12 protein-coding genes are annotated in these 16,643 nt (G+C 72.2%); 7 read left to right on the top strand and 5 right to left on the bottom strand.

What is annotated here, in order from left to right; all coding sequences use genetic code 11:
* Window positions 1–84 precede the first annotated feature (84 nt).
* From ACGFZS_RS39715 to ACGFZS_RS39705, 3 genes are read left to right on the top strand one after another with little or no spacing between them, the layout of a single operon-like run.
* Complete coding sequence (locus tag ACGFZS_RS39715; protein ID WP_393799207.1) at window positions 85–1,548, top strand: hypothetical protein; 1,464 nt, start codon at window positions 85–87, stop codon at window positions 1,546–1,548.
* A complete protein-coding gene (locus tag ACGFZS_RS39710) occupies window positions 1,548–2,900 on the top strand; it encodes a hypothetical protein (RefSeq protein WP_393799206.1) in 1,353 nt (450 codons plus the stop codon). Before ACGFZS_RS39715 ends, ACGFZS_RS39710 begins: the two co-directional genes overlap by 1 nt.
* 3 nt (window positions 2,901–2,903) lie before the next feature.
* Window positions 2,904–5,810, top strand: a complete 2,907-nt coding sequence (locus ACGFZS_RS39705) for a hypothetical protein (RefSeq protein WP_393799205.1) — start codon at window positions 2,904–2,906, stop codon at window positions 5,808–5,810.
* Window positions 5,811–5,856: 46 nt separating this feature from the next.
* Here the strand turns inward: ACGFZS_RS39705 and ACGFZS_RS39700 are convergent, their stop codons facing one another.
* The 5 genes from ACGFZS_RS39700 to ACGFZS_RS39680 form a co-directional block, all read right to left on the bottom strand.
* Window positions 5,857–6,879: a VOC family protein gene (locus tag ACGFZS_RS39700; protein ID WP_393799204.1), complete on the bottom strand. Its 1,023-nt coding sequence runs from the start codon at window positions 6,877–6,879 to the stop codon at window positions 5,857–5,859.
* Entirely contained in the window at window positions 6,876–7,748 is an 873-nt protein-coding gene (locus ACGFZS_RS39695; protein WP_393799203.1) for an alpha/beta hydrolase, read from the bottom strand. Before ACGFZS_RS39695 ends, ACGFZS_RS39700 begins: the two co-directional genes overlap by 4 nt.
* Window positions 7,749–7,892: 144 nt before the next feature.
* Window positions 7,893–11,123, bottom strand: coding sequence for a fused isobutyryl-CoA mutase/GTPase IcmF (icmF, locus tag ACGFZS_RS39690; protein WP_393799202.1), 3,231 nt, complete (start codon window positions 11,121–11,123; stop codon window positions 7,893–7,895).
* Between the two features lie 344 nt (window positions 11,124–11,467).
* On the bottom strand, window positions 11,468–12,862 hold the full coding sequence (locus ACGFZS_RS39685; RefSeq protein ID WP_393799201.1) for a DEAD/DEAH box helicase: 1,395 nt from the start codon (window positions 12,860–12,862) through the stop codon (window positions 11,468–11,470).
* Between the two features lie 388 nt (window positions 12,863–13,250).
* Window positions 13,251–13,868, bottom strand: coding sequence for a TetR/AcrR family transcriptional regulator (locus ACGFZS_RS39680; protein WP_393799200.1), 618 nt, complete (start codon window positions 13,866–13,868; stop codon window positions 13,251–13,253).
* Window positions 13,869–14,026: 158 nt separating this feature from the next.
* Here ACGFZS_RS39680 and ACGFZS_RS39675 point away from each other — a divergent pair, with 158 nt between their 5' ends.
* From ACGFZS_RS39675 to ACGFZS_RS39660, 4 genes are all read left to right on the top strand, one after another.
* On the top strand, window positions 14,027–14,665 hold the full coding sequence (locus ACGFZS_RS39675; protein ID WP_393799199.1) for an isochorismatase family cysteine hydrolase: 639 nt from the start codon (window positions 14,027–14,029) through the stop codon (window positions 14,663–14,665).
* 33 nt (window positions 14,666–14,698) lie between these two features.
* The gene (locus ACGFZS_RS39670) at window positions 14,699–15,400 is read left to right on the top strand and encodes a flavodoxin family protein (RefSeq protein WP_393799198.1); all 702 of its coding nucleotides are present in this window, start codon (window positions 14,699–14,701) and stop codon (window positions 15,398–15,400) included.
* A gap of 56 nt (window positions 15,401–15,456) precedes the next feature.
* Complete coding sequence (locus ACGFZS_RS39665; protein ID WP_393799197.1) at window positions 15,457–15,714, top strand: YciI family protein; 258 nt, start codon at window positions 15,457–15,459, stop codon at window positions 15,712–15,714.
* Window positions 15,715–15,836: 122 nt separating this feature from the next.
* Window positions 15,837–16,571, top strand: a complete 735-nt coding sequence (locus ACGFZS_RS39660; RefSeq protein WP_393799196.1) for a hypothetical protein — start codon at window positions 15,837–15,839, stop codon at window positions 16,569–16,571.
* The last annotated feature ends 72 nt before the right edge of the window (window positions 16,572–16,643 follow it).

The following is a 16,643-nucleotide window of genomic DNA, read 5'->3' as shown; positions in this document are numbered from 1 at the left end:
TGCGTGGTCAGGACGGTAGGCGGCCCGGACCGTCTACCGATCCCAGGTTCGCCCGCCTGTTCGGCGACGACGTACGCTCGCCGCATGCCGCCCCCGCGCCCGCCGACCGCCGAGACCCGGCCCCGTGCCCTGGTCATCGACCGTGCCTGGCGGAGCCTCGGGCCGGGACCGGAGTCGCTGAGCGGCCCCGGCGGGGCGCCGCTGACCCGGACCGTCAAGCTGATCGTGCTACCGCTGGTCGTCAGGCCCGCGCTGCGTCCCGAACTCGGGGCGGACTTCCTCGGTCCGGCCGAGGCCGCGCGCCTGGACGCGCTGATCCGGGAGTCCGGTCCGCGTCTGGCGGCCACGGCACAGTGGTTCACGCTGCTGAAGAAGGCGCGCCGGGCGTTGGGCGTGGTCGCGGGCAACCCCCAGGACCTGTACTTCCAGCGCTGCTTCGAGCTGGCCACCGAGCACGGGGCGCCCTCGACGGGTGCGGACGCGGTGGCGAGGGCGGTGGTCGAGGAGGTGGCGGACGCGGGCGACGGGCGCACGGTGGAGGCGCTGAAGGGGCACCTCGCGGACGCGGACCGGCGCGCCCGTCTCGACGCGGAGCTGGCCGCCGCGTGGGAGAGCCGGACCGCTGTCCCGGCCGCCGGTACGGCTCACGCGGCTCATGCGACTCATGCCGCTGAGACGGCGGATGCGGCCGATGCAGCTGATACGGCGGATGCAGCTGGTGCGGCTGATATGGCTGATGCGGTCAGGCTGGCGGCCGAGGCACTGGACGCCTGCGGTGGGCCGGGCGGCTCACCGGTGTTCGCCGCCATGGTCGGGGCGGGGCACGGCACGCTGTTCGGCCGGGCGCTGTGGGCGCGGGCGGGCGGGTTCTGGGGTGTCGAGGGGCCTCCGGCGGCGCTGGGGCTGACCGCGCGCCAGGTACCGCCACGCCCGGAGACCGGCCACGGCGCCTCCACCGCGACCCTTCCGGCACCGCTGGACCGCACGCTCTTCGAACGCCTCTTCGTCGTGCTCCAGTCGTCGGCCCGGCGCGAGGAACTGCCGACCGTGCCGGAGCTCGTCTCCCGTGAGGTCGGCCGCAGTTGTGCTCCGCTCGGCCTGCACGACGAGAGCCTGCGCGTCGCCGTCGTCCTCGGCGGACGGCTCGCGGTCGGCCTCGACCCCCTGGGCACCGGCGAAACCGTGCCGGGGCGCACCGCCGCGCACCGGTCCGTCAACGGCCGCTGGCGGAGGGAGGCTTCGGTGCTGCGCGCCCGCAGGATGACCGTCTCGGACCGCCCCGACCCGGACGGCGGCGCCCTGGAAGCGCTCGCCCGGGACCTCCGCACCCCCTGGGTGGCCTACATGCGGCGGCTGTGGGTCCGGCTGCACGGACGGGACGTGCGCGACGCGCCACTGGACGACCTCGCGTCGGCCTGGGCGATGCTGGACGGGGTCGCCCGCTCCGTGATGATGGACCACCGCGCCCGGGTCCGCTCGGCGCTGCGCGCGCTGTCGGCGCCCCCGGCAGCGGCCGACGTGGCACGGGCCGAGCCGAGGAGTGCGTGATGGCGGCGGGGACCGGGACGGAGGTCCGCGTGGCGCGGGGCGAGGACGGCACCATCCGGATCGCCACCGGTCCTGGCCTCGGGTACAACGTGTCCTCCTACGACGATGTGACGGCCGCCGGACCGGACTTCACGCGGGCCGTGCTCGACGTCGCGGGGGCGGTGCTGGTCTGGCCGGTCCTCGGGGAGCCGGGGCCGCCGGCGGCGGAGATCCACGACGCGGGGCGGGCTCAGCAGTGGCTGTGGGCGGTCTACGGCGAGCGGGTCGCCGCCGCCGTGCACGAGGCCGGGGCAGGGCGACCGTCGGATGCGCGCGTCGCGGCGGAGACGCCGGCCCTCGCGGGCGCCGCCGCCCGGCTCGGCTTCGCGCACTGGGCGGCCCGGTGGTGGCCGGCGTCGTACCCGGACGGCATCGCGGCACTCGAACCGGACGTGCTCGGACTGGAGACGGCCGCGCTCACGCACCACTGCCAGCAGTTGTTCGACGGCCTCGGCGACCAGCCCGACGACTGCGCGGCCGACCTGATCGAGGAGCACCGGGCCGCCCTCGCCCCGCTGCTCCGGTGGTGGCACTCTTCACCTCAACAGGCTTATACCGCTCGGCACTTGGACCGGGTCCTGCGGCTGCTGGACAGCGCGGCGGACTGCGCCGGGCTGGACGGGACGGCGCTGCGCCGACTCCGCTCGGCTCTCGACGAGGGGCCGGAGCACGGCCGTTCCCGCGCCCCGGCCGACCCCGCCACGCTGTTCACCCGGCAGGCCGGTTACGCCCTCGCGGCGGGCGACGCGCGCGGTGCCGGCGGCCGGGTGATCGCCCGGGGCACGGGGACCAACGACTGGCGCCGCTACCCGCCCGGCCTCGTCGACGCCGGCGAGCACGCGGTGTCCTGGACCGCCCGTGCGCTCGGTGCGCGACGGCAGATCGAGGTCGAGGTCGTCGCGCACGTCTCGGCCCCTGCCGGGATGGGCGTGCCCCTCGTCGCGGAGGTCCGGGTCGACGGCGGCCCGCCGCACCGGGTGCCCCTCGCCGGGCGGGACGACCTGTGGAGCGGCCGGGCAGACGTGGACCTGACCCCGGCGGCCACGCCGTCGGCATCGGCGTCGGCATCGGCATCGGCATCAGCGCCGCTCGGTATCGACGTCGGTGTCCTGCTGCCCGGTTTCGACCCGGGCGCCGGTACCGATGCCCGCGCCGAGCGTGACGCGATCCGCGCCCTGGCCCGGCGGCGACTGGCCGACGCGGCGCAGGCCGGGGCGGCAGCCGCCGAACCGCACGACACCCACGACGACGTCCGGGAACCGCTTCTCGCCGAAACACTCACCGCGCTCGCCGCCACCAGTGAGGACTACTGACCGATGACGGACGCGACCGACGCACCGGTGCGGCTGTACGGGGAACCGTTCGACAGCGGTTTCGCCGCGGCCCATGAGCGGCACCTGGCCGCCGACTTCGAAGCCGCGTACGCCGTCTACGACGAACTGCTCGCCCTGGCCGAGTCCCTGGAGGACTCCCCCGACGTACGGTTCCTGCGCGCACACCTGCTGGCCGACCTCACCAGCGTGCTCCTCACCGCCTCGGACCTGCCCCGGGCCGAGGACACCAACGAGCGGTCCCGTGCGCTGCTCGACAGCGTCGCGTCAGCGCCGATGGGGCCGCGGGGCCGTCAGCTGTGGCTGGAGATCCTCCTGCGGACGCTGATCGCGAGGTGCGCCGTGCTGAGCGGCACGGGGCGGCTGGACGAGGCCCTGGCCTGTCTCGACGAGGCGGCGGCCGCCCTGCCCGGGTTCGACGACCCCGACGGGCTGCGCGCCGCCGAACTCGGTCTGAACCGCGTGCTGTTGCTGATGACACGGGGCGAGTGGGGCAGCGCCGAGGAACAGGCCGCGCTGCTGCTGTCCACCACTCCGGAGACCGCGGCGGAGACCGTGCCGCGCCTGCTGACCGCGCTCGGCGCGATCTGCACCGCGACCGGCCGGTACGACCCGGCCGAAGACTATTTCGCTCAGGCGGAGGACCGCTTCCGGGTCCTGGGCGACACCGGTGAGCAGCAGACGCTGCTCGGGCACCGCGCGTTCCTCGCGATGGAGCGGGGTGAACTCGACCTGGCGGAGCGGCTGTTCGCGGAGGCGTCCGCCGTGTTCGAACGGCAGCGGCAGTTCGGGGACCTGGCGGCCTGCGAGCAGGCCCGCAGCCATCTCGCCGGGCTGCGCGGCGACTCGGCGGGCGCGCAGGGCCTGATGGAGGCGAGCCTGGAACGCTTCGCGCGGCTCGGCGCCTCGGTCGCCGCCGCCGACACCATGCTGATGGGCGCCCAACACGCCTACGAGCGGGGCGACATCGAGGAGATGCAGCGCCTCGCGCAGGAGGCCCGTGACGTCTATCAGGCCCGCCGGATCCACGAGCGGTGCGCCCAGGTCGACCTCATGCTCGCACGCACCCTTGAGGACAACCTGGAGCGGACGGACCACGGCGACCACGAGCGGGCGTCCGTCGACACCGCGCTCTCCCTCGCCCTGCCCGCCGCGCTGGCGCTGGCCGCGGCCCGCCATGACTTCGTCACCGCCCACGCGCGCAGCCAGTGGCTCGAACTGGCCGACGACGCCATGCGGTTGGCCTTCCGGCTGGCCGTGCGCCGCCAGGACCAGGGGCTCCTCTTCGAACTGGTGGAACACCGCGCCGCGGGCGCCGCACTGGCGCTGGGCGGGGCACCGGCGTCCGTCGCGTCCTCCGCCCCGGACCGGGCCCCGGTCTTCCCCGACCCCGCCATGAAGGCGTACGGCGAGGGCGGCGTCGGGGCCATGACGCTCGGGGGTGTCGCCACGGAGGCCGCCGCGTCCGTCGGTCTGCGGGTCGCGCCGCCGCCGAAGGTGCGGATGTCGGCGGAGTCCGGGCGGATCGCGCTGCAGGAGTACATCGCGGCGGCCGAGTTCCGTTACGGCCGGCGGATCGTGGACGCGGAGGAGGTGCCGTTCTGGAACACCGACGAGCTGACCGCCCGTCCGGTGGTCCAGGTCCGCCTCGCCGACGCGGGCGATCTGTTCATGACGTGGACCTGGGCCGGTGGCGCGCGGGGCTTCGGCACCGGCCGCGGCCCGGCCGCCGAAGTCGACGGCGCGGTGGCGGAGTTGGCCGCCGCGCTGCCCGGGGCCGGCGAGGGGGCGACGGGGATGCGCCGCGCCTTCGAGTCGGGCGCGCTGGCCGACCCCGGCGCCGAGCGGCAACTCGCGCGGACGCTGGGCGAGGCGCTCTGGCCGGCGGGGCTGACGGCGCAGATCCGCCAGGTGTCGGCGCGGGCGGGCCGTCCGCTGGTCCGCGTCCAGCCGTCGCCGCGCGTCGCCCAGGTCCCCTGGGAGCTGCTGGCCGTGGACGACGGGGACGCCCGGCTGCTCGACCTGGCGGACGTGGTGACGACGGCACCGACCTCGTTGCGGCGGCAGAGCCCGCCGGCGCGTACGGCCCCCTCCTCCCCAACAGCACCGGGCGGCGGTCCGGTCGTCCTCGTGCTCGACCCCCGGGTGCCCGGCTTCCGCGCGGACTCCGCGCTCGGTTCGGTGCTGGGGCCGCCCGGCTCGGATCCGGACCTGCTCTCCCTGGTACGGAGCCACCTCGACGCGGGCACGGCACAACCGGCCCCGGCCACCCCGGCGGAGGCGTTCCGCCGCACCGACCTGGACCGGGACTGGCTGAGCGGTGTGCTGCGCGAGGGGGCGCGCAGACTGCTGTACGTCGGTCATGTCAGCGGCGCGCCGGTCGAGGGCGGCCAGAGCGAGGACGGCACCCTCCACCTGAGCTGCGGCCAGGAGACGGTCGGCCTGACCGAACCGGTCCGTACGCACCGGCCGCTGTCGGCCAAGGACCTCCTGCTGGGCACGCTGCCCCTGCGCGGCGACGGTGAGCCGGGCGCGCGGATCTGGCCCGCGCCGCCGCGGGTCGCGCTGATCGGCTGCGAGAGCGGGGGCGATCTGCGGTTCGCCGAGTCGTTCGGTCTGGCCACGGCGATGCTGCACAACGGTGCCGAACTCGTCACCGCCACCCGCTGGGTGCTGCCGACCAGCTTCGCCTTCCACCGGCTGGCCGGTGTCCCCGAGTCCGTCCGCCCGCTGTCGGAGGCGGTGCTCGCCGTCGACGCCGCCCATGAGGACCCCGACCCCGTGGCCCGGCTCGGCCGCTGGCAGCGCGAACGGCTCGGCCTGTGGCGGGCGGGGGGCCGGATCGAACACGCGCCCCTGCTGTGGGCGGCCCTGACGTCGATCGTCGTGTGACCGCGGGAGGCGTTCCGGGGGGCGGCGTCGCCCGGGGCGGGGCCGGTCAGTCGTCGGCGATGCCGGTACCGCTGAGGGCGGGCACGGTGTTCTCCGGGCGGGCCAGGGAGCGGGCGCCGGCCCGGAACTGGGCGAGCTTGTCGAGGATGGTCTGCCCGACCGGAAGGTGTCCCCAGACGCTGATGCCCTGGTGGGTGCCGGGTTCCCAGGTCGACTCGTCGATGACGACGGGGTTCCAGCCGACCTCCCATTCGAAGCCGGAGGGGGTGCGGGCGTAGTAGGACAGTTCACGGTCGTTGGTGTGCTGGCCCACGGACAGGGCCATGTCGAAGCCGAGTTCATGGACGCGCCGGTAGCTGTGGGCGACGTCGTCGAGGCTCGCGGCCTGGATGTTGAGGTGCTGGACGCGGGTGCGGATCGGGTCGATCGGCAGGCCGACGGTGTTGGCCACCGCGATCGAGTGGTGGCGTTCGTTGACCCGCAGGAAGCGGATCTTGAGCTTGACGCCGCTGATGGTCTCGTCGATGCGGTCGGTCAGGCGGGCGTCGAAGACGGTGTTGAAGTAGCCGCGGATCCGCGTCGGTCTGGTGGAGGTCAGGGCGATGTGGCCCATGCCGGAGTCGCCGGTGACGAAGCCGGAGGCGAGCATACGCAGGGGCTCGGCGGCTTTCACCGGGGTGGTGTAGATCTCCTGGGTGATGCCTTTGGGCCCGGGGAAGCGCAGCAGGCGTTCGACGCCGCGCAGGGCGGCCTCCTCGTCGGTGCCGGCGACGAGGGGGACGCCGTGGGCGCGGATGCGGGCCTCGATCCGTTCGAAGGCGGTGTGGTCGTCGATGTGCCAGCCGGTGGCGACGACGTCCTCGGCGGGGCCGCGCCGCAGCAGGAACCGGCACTCCTGGTCGTCGAGGCGGAACCGCATCAGGTCGCGGGAGACCGCGTCGTGGTGCATGCCGATGGCGTCGGTGCCGAAGCGGCGCCAGTCGGCGAAGCGGTTCGTCTCGATGACGATGTAGCCGAGGTGGACGGCGCCGAACACGGACGGGGCGCCGTACCCGTCCCCCGTGGTCATCGGCGGCCCGCCAGGAAGTCGGAGCAGACGCGGTTGAACAGGCGCGCCTGTTCGAACTGCACCCAGTGCCCGGTGTTGGCCACCAGGTAGAGGTCGCAGTTGGGCAGCCGGTCGGCCAGCATGCGCCCCCCGGACGGGCGGTTCACCTGGTCCTTGGCGCCCCACAGCACGAGTGTGGGCACGGGCAGTCGGCTCAGGCGCGGGTCACGGGTGAAGTCGCTCTTCCACAGGGTGCGCAGCGCGCCCCGGCCGGAGGGCCGCCTCAACGGCGGCGAGGCGACGACCTCCGGATCGATGCTGGCCCGGTAGCGCTCGTCGATCGCGGAGTCCGGGACGCCAGCGGCGTTGAAGACCAGGTGGTTCCGGATGAACTTCTCCAGCTTCGGCCGGGACGGTCCGTCGCCGTTGTAGTAGGCGAGCAGGCTCCTCAGACCGGCGGTGGGCACGGTGCGGGTCGTGCCGACGCCACCGGGGCCCATCAGGACCATGCGGTCGACCCGGTCGGGCGTGTCCAGGGCCAGCCGCAGCGCGCAGGCGCCGCCGTACGAGTTGCCGACCAGGTGGGCCTTGTCCAGGCCGAGCCGGTCGAGCAGACCGCGGATGTGGTCGGCGAGGTGGCCGAAGGGGTCGGCGCCGTCCACGCCCTTGCTGCTACGGCCGTAGCCGGGCAGGTCGGGAACGATGACCCGGTACTCTGCGGCCAGGCCCGCGATGTTGCGCGTGTAGTTGGAGACACCGGAGGCCCCGGGACCCCCGCCGTGCAGCAGCAGCACCGGCGGGCCCTCGCCCGCCTCCGCGACGAAGATCTTCTTCCCGCCGACGTCGTACGTCGTCTCCCGCATCACCGGCAGGCCGGTCGGTGTGGTCATGTCGTTCCTCGATCGTCTTCCCACCGGCTCCCCCATTACCGTAGCGTTCATTCCAATTAGAATGGTCGCTACGGTAACCAGGGCCCAGGACGCCGTCAAGGGCCGGCGCAACGGGAGGGAATCCGATGAGCTTGTCTCGAAGAGTCAGACGTTGCGGCGGTACTGCCCGCCGACCTCGAAGAAGGCGTCGGTGATCTGCTGGAGGGTGCAGACGCGGGCGGCGTCCATGAGGACGCCGAACACGTTGGCGTCGCTCGTGGCGGCCGCCTTCAGGGCGGCGAGGGCGGCATGGGCATCGTCCTGGTGTCCGTCCCGGTAGCCGCGCACGCGCCGCAGCTGGGTCGCCTTCTCCTCCTCGGTGGCGCGGGCCAGTTCGACGGCGCCGGGTTCGGCGGTGTCGGCGTGCGGGTTGCGGAAGGTGTTGACGCCGATGATCGGCAGGGTGCCGTCGTGCTTGCGCTGCTCGTACAGCATCGACTCGTCCTGGATACGGCCGCGCTGGTAGCCGGTCTCCATGGCGCCGAGCACGCCACCGCGCTCGCTGATCCGCTCGAACTCCTGGAGGACGGCCTCCTCCACCAGGTCGGTCAGTTCGTCGATGATGAACGAGCCCTGGAGCGGGTTCTCGTTCATGGCCAGGCCCCACTCCCGGTTGATGATCAGCTGGATGGCCAGGGCCCGGCGGACGGAGTCCTCGGTGGGGGTGGTGACCGCCTCGTCGTAGGCGTTGGTGTGCAGGCTGTTGCAGTTGTCGTAGATCGCGATGAGCGCCTGCAGGGTGGTGCGGATGTCGTTGAAGTCCATCTCCTGGGCGTGCAGCGAGCGGCCGGAGGTCTGGACGTGGTACTTCAGCTTCTGGCTGCGCTCGTTCGCGCCGTACTTCTCCTTCATCGCGACCGCCCAGATGCGGCGGGCGACCCGGCCCAGGACCGCGTACTCGGGGTCCATGCCGTTGGAGAAGAAGAAGGAGAGGTTGGGCGCGAAGTCGTCGATGTGCATGCCGCGGGCGAGGTAGGTCTCGACGTAGGTGAAGCCGTTGGCGAGGGTGAAGGCGAGCTGGCTGATGGGGTTCGCCCCGGCTTCGGCGATGTGGTAGCCGGAGATGGACACGGAGTAGAAGTTGCGGACCTTCTGCTCGATGAACCACTCCTGGATGTCGGCCATCATCCGCAGCGAGAACTCGGTGGAGAACAGGCAGGTGTTCTGGCCCTGGTCCTCCTTGAGGATGTCCGCCTGCACGGTGCCCCGGACGTTCGCCAGGGCGTGCGCCCGCAGTTCGGCCGCCTCCTCGGCGGTGGGTTCGCGCCCCTCGGCGGCCCGGAAGCCGTCGATCCGCTGGTCGACGGTGGTGTTGAGGAAGAACGCGAGGATCGTCGGCGCGGGGCCGTTGATGGTCATGGAGACCGAGGTGGTGGGCGCGACGAGGTCGAAGCCGTCGTAGAGCGCCTTCATGTCGTCCAGCGTGGCGACCGAGACGCCGGAGGTGCCGACCTTGCCGTAGACGTCGGGGCGTTCGTCGGGGTCGCGGCCGTAGAGGGTGACCGAGTCGAAGGCGGTGGACAGGCGGGTGGCGGGCTGTCCCTCGGAGAGCAGCTTGAAGCGGCGGTTGGTGCGGAACGGGTCGCCCTCGCCGGCGAACATCCGGGCCGGGTCCTCGCCGTCGCGCTTGAAGGGGAACACGCCTGCCGTGAAGGGGAAGCGGCCGGGGAGGTTCTCCCGGCGCCAGAACCGCACCAGTTCGCCGTGGTCGGTGAACCGGGGCAGGGCGACCCGGGGAATCTTGTTGCCCGACAGCGACTCCCGGGTCAGCTTGGTACGGATCTCCTTGTCGCGGACCTTCACGACCTGCTCGTCGCCCGAGTAGGCGGCCACGACGGCCGGCCAGCCGGCGAGCTGTTCGGTGAGGTCGCGCGGGAGGCCGGCGCGGGCGTCGTCCAGCAGCGACCGTACGTTCGCCGCGTCGGAGCCCGCCGCGAGCAGCTCCCGCTCCACCTCCGCGAGGCGCTGCTCGCGCCGGGCCGCCTCGGCCAGCCGCCCGGTGGCCGTGTGATAGGCGCGGACGGTGTCACCGACCTCGGCGAGGTAGCGCACCCGGTCCGCCGGCACCACCTGACGGATCCCGGACGAGTGGCGTACGGTCACCGGCGCCAGCAGGCCCTCGGGCAGCGGCAGCCCCCGCTCGGCCAGGGTGGCCTTCAGGTGCTGGTAGAGCGCGGTGACACCGTCGTCGTTGAAGGTGGCCGCCGAGGTGCCGAACACCGGCATGTCCTCGGGCCGCATCCCGAACGCCTCGCGGTTGCGGACCAGTTGACGGCCCACGTCGCGCAGCGCGTCCTTGGCGCCGCGCCGCTCGAACTTGTTGATCGCCACGACGTCGGCGAAGTCGAGCATGTCGATCTTCTCCAGCTGCGAGGCGGCGCCGAACTCCGGCGTCATCACGTACAGCGAACTGTCGACGAACGGCACGATCGCCGCGTCGCCCTGCCCGATGCCCGGCGTCTCCACGATCACCAGGTCGAAGCCCGCGGCCTTGACCACATCGATCACATCGGACAGATGCTCGGGCACTTCACGACTGCCCCGCGTGGCAAGGCTCCGGAAGAACACCCGGTTCCCGTCGAGGGAGTTCATCCGGATCCGGTCGCCGAGCAGCGCGCCGCCGCCCCTGCGGCGGGTCGGGTCGACCGCGATCACCGCGACCCGCAGCTTGTCCTGCTGGTCGACCCGGAACCGGCGCACCAGCTCGTCGGTGAGCGAGGACTTTCCGGAACCGCCGGTGCCGGTGATCCCGAGGACCGGCACCGGTCGCCGCTGCGCCGCCGACCGCAGCCGCTCGCGGAACTCGTCGGACAGCCTGCCCAGTTCGGCCCCGGTGACGGCACGCGCCACCGCGAACCGGTCCCCCGCCAGCACGGCGTCCGCGTCGGCCTGCTTCGCGCCCCACAGGTCGAAGTCGCAGTCCCGTACGACCGAGTTGACCATCCCGGCGAGCCCCATCCGCTGCCCGTCCTCCGGGGAGAAGATGGTCACCCCGCTCGCCCGCAGCCGGGCGATCTCCTCGGGCACGATGACCCCGCCGCCCCCGCCCACCACCCGCACATGGTCGGCGCCGCCGGCGCGCAACGACTCCACCAGGTACTCGAAGTACTCGACATGCCCGCCCTGGTACGACGAGACCGCCACCCCATGGACGTCCTCCTCCAGCGCCGCGTCCACGACTTCCTGGACCGACCGGTTGTGCCCGAGGTGGACCACCTCGGCGCCCTGGGACTGGAAGATCCGCCGCATGATGTTGATCGACGCGTCATGCCCGTCGAACAGCGCCGATGCGGTGACCAGACGGACGGGGTGCGTGGGGCGATGCAGCTCGGTCATGGGCCTTCCCGGGCAGGACGAAGGAACGCTGACGAGATAGATACTAGGACGTCCTACTAATAAATAGTAGGACGTCCAAGTAAATGAGAGAAGACAAACCCGTGTGATAGGCCCTGCCTCGCCGAACGTCAGCGGCGGTCAGACCGCCCGTCCTTCCGGGCCAGGAAGTCGGGCCGGGCGCCGATCATCCGGACCTCGGCCGGCGGCTGACGGGACGTGCGGCTCGCTGAACCCGAGCCGTCCCCCACCGTCCGCCTCCCCGACGACAGCACGCCCATGACCGCAGACCGCCGCCGCAGCCTCCTCCGGCCGTTCCGCACCCGGCTCGGCAGCGGCCGTGTCGGCTACCGCCCGCCGGACGAACCGCCGCGCCGCACCCGGGCCGCTTCACGGGCCTCCGCGAGCTTGCGGGCCTCGCTGGTCTTGCGGGAGGGCCTGCCGGCGGAGCCTCCCCGGGCGTCCTTGGTGCTGCCGAGGCCACGGAAGGGGGTGTTGTGGTTCTTGGGGCGCGGTACGGCCGGTCCGCCGTCGAGGGGCTTTCCGGAGGGGGCCCTGGCGCCGGTGACACGGCTCAGCTCGGCCTCGCCGGAGCGGACTTTGGTGACCTTGGGGGTGACGTCGGCGTCGGCCATGACCTGGCTCGTCTCGCGGCGCTGCGCGGACAGGACGAGGGTGACGACGGTGCCGGAACGGCCGGCCCGGGCCGTGCGGCCGGCGCGGTGGAGATAGTCCTTGGGGTCGGTGGCCGGGTCGACGTTGACCACGAGGTCGAGGTCGTCGATGTGCAGGCCGCGTGCGGCGACGTTCGTCGCCACCAGCGCGGTGACCTGCCCGTTCCTGAACTGGGCCAGGGTGCGGGTGCGTTGCGGCTGGGCCTTGCCGCTGTGCAGGGCGGCGGCGGCCACACCGCTGGCCCGCAGATGCCGGGTGAGCAGGTCGACGCCGTGCTTGGTGTCCAGGAACAGCAGCACGCGGCCGTCCCGGGCGGCGATCTCCGTGGTCACGGCGTACCGGTCCGGGCCGTGCACGACGAAGACGTGGTGCTCGATCGCGGCGACCGAGCCGGACGAGGGGTCCACGGAGTGGACGGCGGGGTCGCGCAGGTAGTCCCGCACCAGCCGGTCGACGTCACGGTCGAGGGTGGCGGAGAACAGCATCCGCTGCCCGTCGGGACGCACCTGGTCCAGGATCTCGGTGACCTGCGGCAGGAATCCCATGTCACACATCTGGTCGGCCTCGTCCAGGACCGTGATGCGCACCCGTCCCAGCCGGCAGGCCTTGCGCTCGACGAGGTCGTGCAGCCGACCGGGCGTGGCGACGACGATCTCGGCGCCGTCCCGCAGCTCGGCGGCCTGCCGCCCGAGGGACACTCCGCCCACCACGGTCGTGAGCCGCAGCCGCAGCGCCTCGACGTACGGGGTGAGCGCCTCACCGACCTGCTGCGCCAGCTCCCTGGTGGGCACCAGAACGAGCGCCAGCGGCTCCTTGGGCTGTGCGCGCCGCCCGGCCGTCCGGGCGAGCATCCCCAGGCCGAAGGCGAGCGTCTTTCCCGACCCGGTGCGGCCCCGGCCCAGGACGTCCCGTCCCGCGAGCGCGTTCGGCAGCGCCGCCGCCTGGATCGGGAAGGGCACCGTCACCCCCTGCTCGTCGAGCACCCGCAGCACCGCGGCCGGCAGCCCCAGCTCCGCGAAGGACGCCGCACCCTGCGGCCGGGCATCGGCACGTGCTGATTCGCTCACAGAAAGCCTTCCTCCGAAGGGACCGTACCGAGGAAGGCGCGGCGGGGACGCGGCCACCGGCCAGGAACCGCGAGCCCGGCACCGGCACAGCGACGCTGCAAACGGTCAACGTTAGCACGGGACACATCACCCGGGCGCGCCGCCAAGGTCGATACCGCGTTCAGCAGAATCACGCCGCTCGCGCTCACACCATCGCCCACACCCGACGAACCCTCATCCATAGCGGCATCGGACCGGCATCAGCCTCACCACAACCCGCCGTGGGCCGCTGCGGGGCGACGGGAGCAAGCCCCGGAGGCCAGGGGGGCCGCCCCGGACCCGGCGGACCGGACCTGGGTCGCGTTGACGGCGTGAGCCGCTGGGCAAGCAGGAGCCCGCGACGGGTCCCTCAGGCCGGGTTCTCGATGTGTGCCCGTGCCGCCTCCAGGATCGTTTCGGACAGCCCGGGGTCGGCCTTGGCCACCGCTCGCGAAAGGGCCAACGCGCCGATCATGGTGGACAGGGTGGCGAAGTCGGGCCCGGCCCCCGGTGCCCGGTCCGGCGCGTCGAGCGCCCGCAGCCGGCTCAGCGACTCCGCCATGCCCGTGACGCCGGTGGCGAAGACGCGCTGGATCTCCGAGGAGTTCCGGCCGGCGTCCTGGGCCAGTGCGGCGACGCTGCAGCCGTCGTCCGGGCTGTCCCGGTGCCGGGCCGACACGTAGTCCTCCACGAACCGGTGCAGCAGGGGCTCGGCGTCCGGTCCGCCGTTCTCCCCGCCGCCCTCCCCGCCCTGCTCCGCCACGGCATCGACGGCGGCGACACTCTCCGCGATCCCCCGCTCGCACACCGCCGCGGCCAACGCCTCCTTGGAGCCGAAGTAGCCGTAGAAGCCACCGTGGGTCAGCCCGGCGGCCTTCATCACGTCGGCGATGGTCACATCGTCGAAGCCGCGCTTCCTGAACTGCTGACCTGCGCTGACGATGATGGCCTCACGGTTTGCAGCCACCTGCTCGCGAGAAGCGCGCATGTCCACCTCCTGGACCGTATCCCTGTTTGACAATTTACATGATGGCCATCATGATGAAGTTATTCATGATGGCCATCATGTAAATGGGATGGCCGTCCGGGCCGCCGAGCAGCGGACTCCCCGCGCCGGCGGCGCGTGACTCGACAGAAAGCACCCCCATGAGCCTGAGCCCTCACCCCTACCCCGCCACCCGAACCGCCGTGGTCCTGATCGACCCCCTCAACGACTTCCTGGCCCCGAACGGGAAGCTGAACGGGCAGATAGGTCCCATGCTGGACAGGACCGGCCTGCACGCGCAGCTCGCCCGCCTGGCGGCAGGCGCCCGTGAGGCCGGCGTCACCGTCTTCTACGCACCCCACGGCCTCCACGAGGGCGTCTTCGACGACGTCAGGCACGTGCTGCCGCGCTTCCGGTTCGCGGTGGACAACCAGGTCTTCTGGGAGGGCACCGACGGCGCGGACTTCTACCCGCCGCTGCGCCCCCAGGAGGGAGACGTGGTGGTCGGCCGCCACCACATGTTCGACTCCTTCGCCGGCACGGACCTGCACGAGCAGCTCACCGCCCGGGGCATCGAGCACGTGGTCCTGGCCGGACTGACCTCCCAGACCTGCGTCGAGGGGACCGGCCGGCACGCGCTGGAGGCCGGGTACCACGTCACCTTCCTCACGGACGCCGTGGCCGACTTCACGGAGGAGGCCCATCGGGCCGCCCTGGAGATCTCCTATCCCACCTTCGGCCACGAGGTCACGACGGTCGACGGCTTCCTGGCCGCCGTCGTGCCCGCCCCGGCCGCCTGACGACCACCGCACGATCGGAGAGGTTCCCCCCACATGGCTACTGTCACCGTTGTCTTCCACTCCCCCAACGGCCACACCCGCGCCCTCGCCGAGAGCGTCGCTCGCGGAGCGAGGAGCGTGCCGGACACCGAGGTGCGACTGGCGGAGATCAAGGGACACCAGGTCCACGAAGGACGCTGGTCCGACGCCGCGACCATGGAACTGCTCAAGGAGTCGGACGCGATCGTCTTCGGCGCACCCACGTACATGGGCAGCGTCTCGGCCGTGTTCAAGGCCTTCCTGGAGGCCGGCTTCCATCCGTTCCTCGGGCAGGAGTGGAAGGACAAGCTCGCCGGCGGGTTCACCCACTCCGCCTCGCAGAACGGCGACAAGCTGTTCTCCCTGCAGCAACTCGCGGTGTTCGCCGCACAGATGAACATGCAGTGGATCTCGGTCGGTGACGCCTCCGGCAACAACTGGACGGGCGGCTCGGTGTACGACGTGAACCGGCTGGGTTCCTGGCTCGGCGTCATGGGCCAGACCAACGTGGACGAGGAGCCCGGGGCCGTCGCCGCCCACGGGGATCTGGTCACCGCCGAGCGGTACGGGCGCCGGCTGGCCGAGCTGACCGCCCGGTGGACCCACGGCCGGTGCTACGACGTCGAACGTCACACGCTGGAGGACTTCCGGGAGATCTCCGCCCGCAGCGCGGCGGACGCCAAGGCCCGTACCGGGCAGGGCGCGAGCGCCGGCTGACCGCGTCTCCCGGACCCGGGCACCGCTCGACAACACCCACGAACGAGGACCCCACCATGTACCTGCACGTCACCGGCATCGTCACGGCCGAGCGCGAGCAACTGGCACCGCACGCGGAAGACGAGGCCCGCGTCCTGCGAAGGCTGAAGGCGGACGGCGTCGTGCTCTCCTCCTTCCGCCGCACCGACAGGCCCGGAGCCTTCCTGATCGTGGAGGCCGAGAGTCTCGACAGCGCCCGTGAGCAGCTCGGCCAACTGCCGTACGCGGCCAACGGTCTGCTGACCTTCGAGTTCATCGAGGTCGACCGGCTCTGACACATGGATCCGGTGCCGGATCAGGCCTCGGCGTCCGGGACATGACCGTTCTCCGGATGCCCTCGGACGGTTCGACACCGCACAGATCGCCAGTCGCCTCGGCTACTCCACCGGAGACACCCATGAACGACCTGCTCGACCATGTCATTTCAGCCCACGGCGGCCGTGACCGCTGGTCGCGGATCGGCAGCCTGCGGGTTCGGACGAAGCTTCACGGTCCCTTCTGGGCCATGCGGGGCTTCTCCGACGAACCGCTGAACGAGACCGTGACGATCGACACCCGACGTCAACTGGTCCGGTTCAGTCCCTGGGGCCGGCCCGATCACGACTTCGTGTTCCGCGCCGACGACGACGTGATCGAGCTGCGAGCCGCGTCGGACGGCACGGTGCTGGAGTCGCGGACCGGTATCCGGTCGACGTACCGGGGATACGACCTCACCTCGCCCTGGCAGCCGCTCCAGGTCGGCTACTTCATCGGCTACGCCATGTGGAACTACCTCACCACTCCCTTCCTGTTCGACCGTCCCGACGTCATCTCGCGCGAAGGAGAACCCTGGACGGAGAACGGGGAGGTGTGGCGGCGGCTGCACGTGGAGTTTCCCGAGTCCATCGCCACACACACGGCCGGGCAGACCTTCTACTTCGGCGACGACGGTCTGCTGCGCAGGCTCGACTACGAAGTCGACGTCAACGTGGGCGTCGCCGTCGCCCACTACGTCGGCGAGTACCGGACGTTCGAGGGAATCCGCTTCCCGACCAGGCGGCGGGTCCACCGGCGCAACGCCGACAACTCGGCCGGCGAGAACTGGTCCATCGGTATCGACATCGAGAGTGTGGTGGCCCACGGCCGATCCTGACCGACCCTCTACTGAAATGCACCGTGACGACAAGTTATTGTGCACTACACGGAGACGGTGACGGTGCGGGTG

This window comes from Streptomyces sp. NPDC048288 (assembly GCF_043201555.1).
Taxonomy (GTDB): domain Bacteria; phylum Actinomycetota; class Actinomycetes; order Streptomycetales; family Streptomycetaceae; genus Streptomyces.
This window is presented reverse-complemented; position numbering and strand designations above follow the sequence as displayed.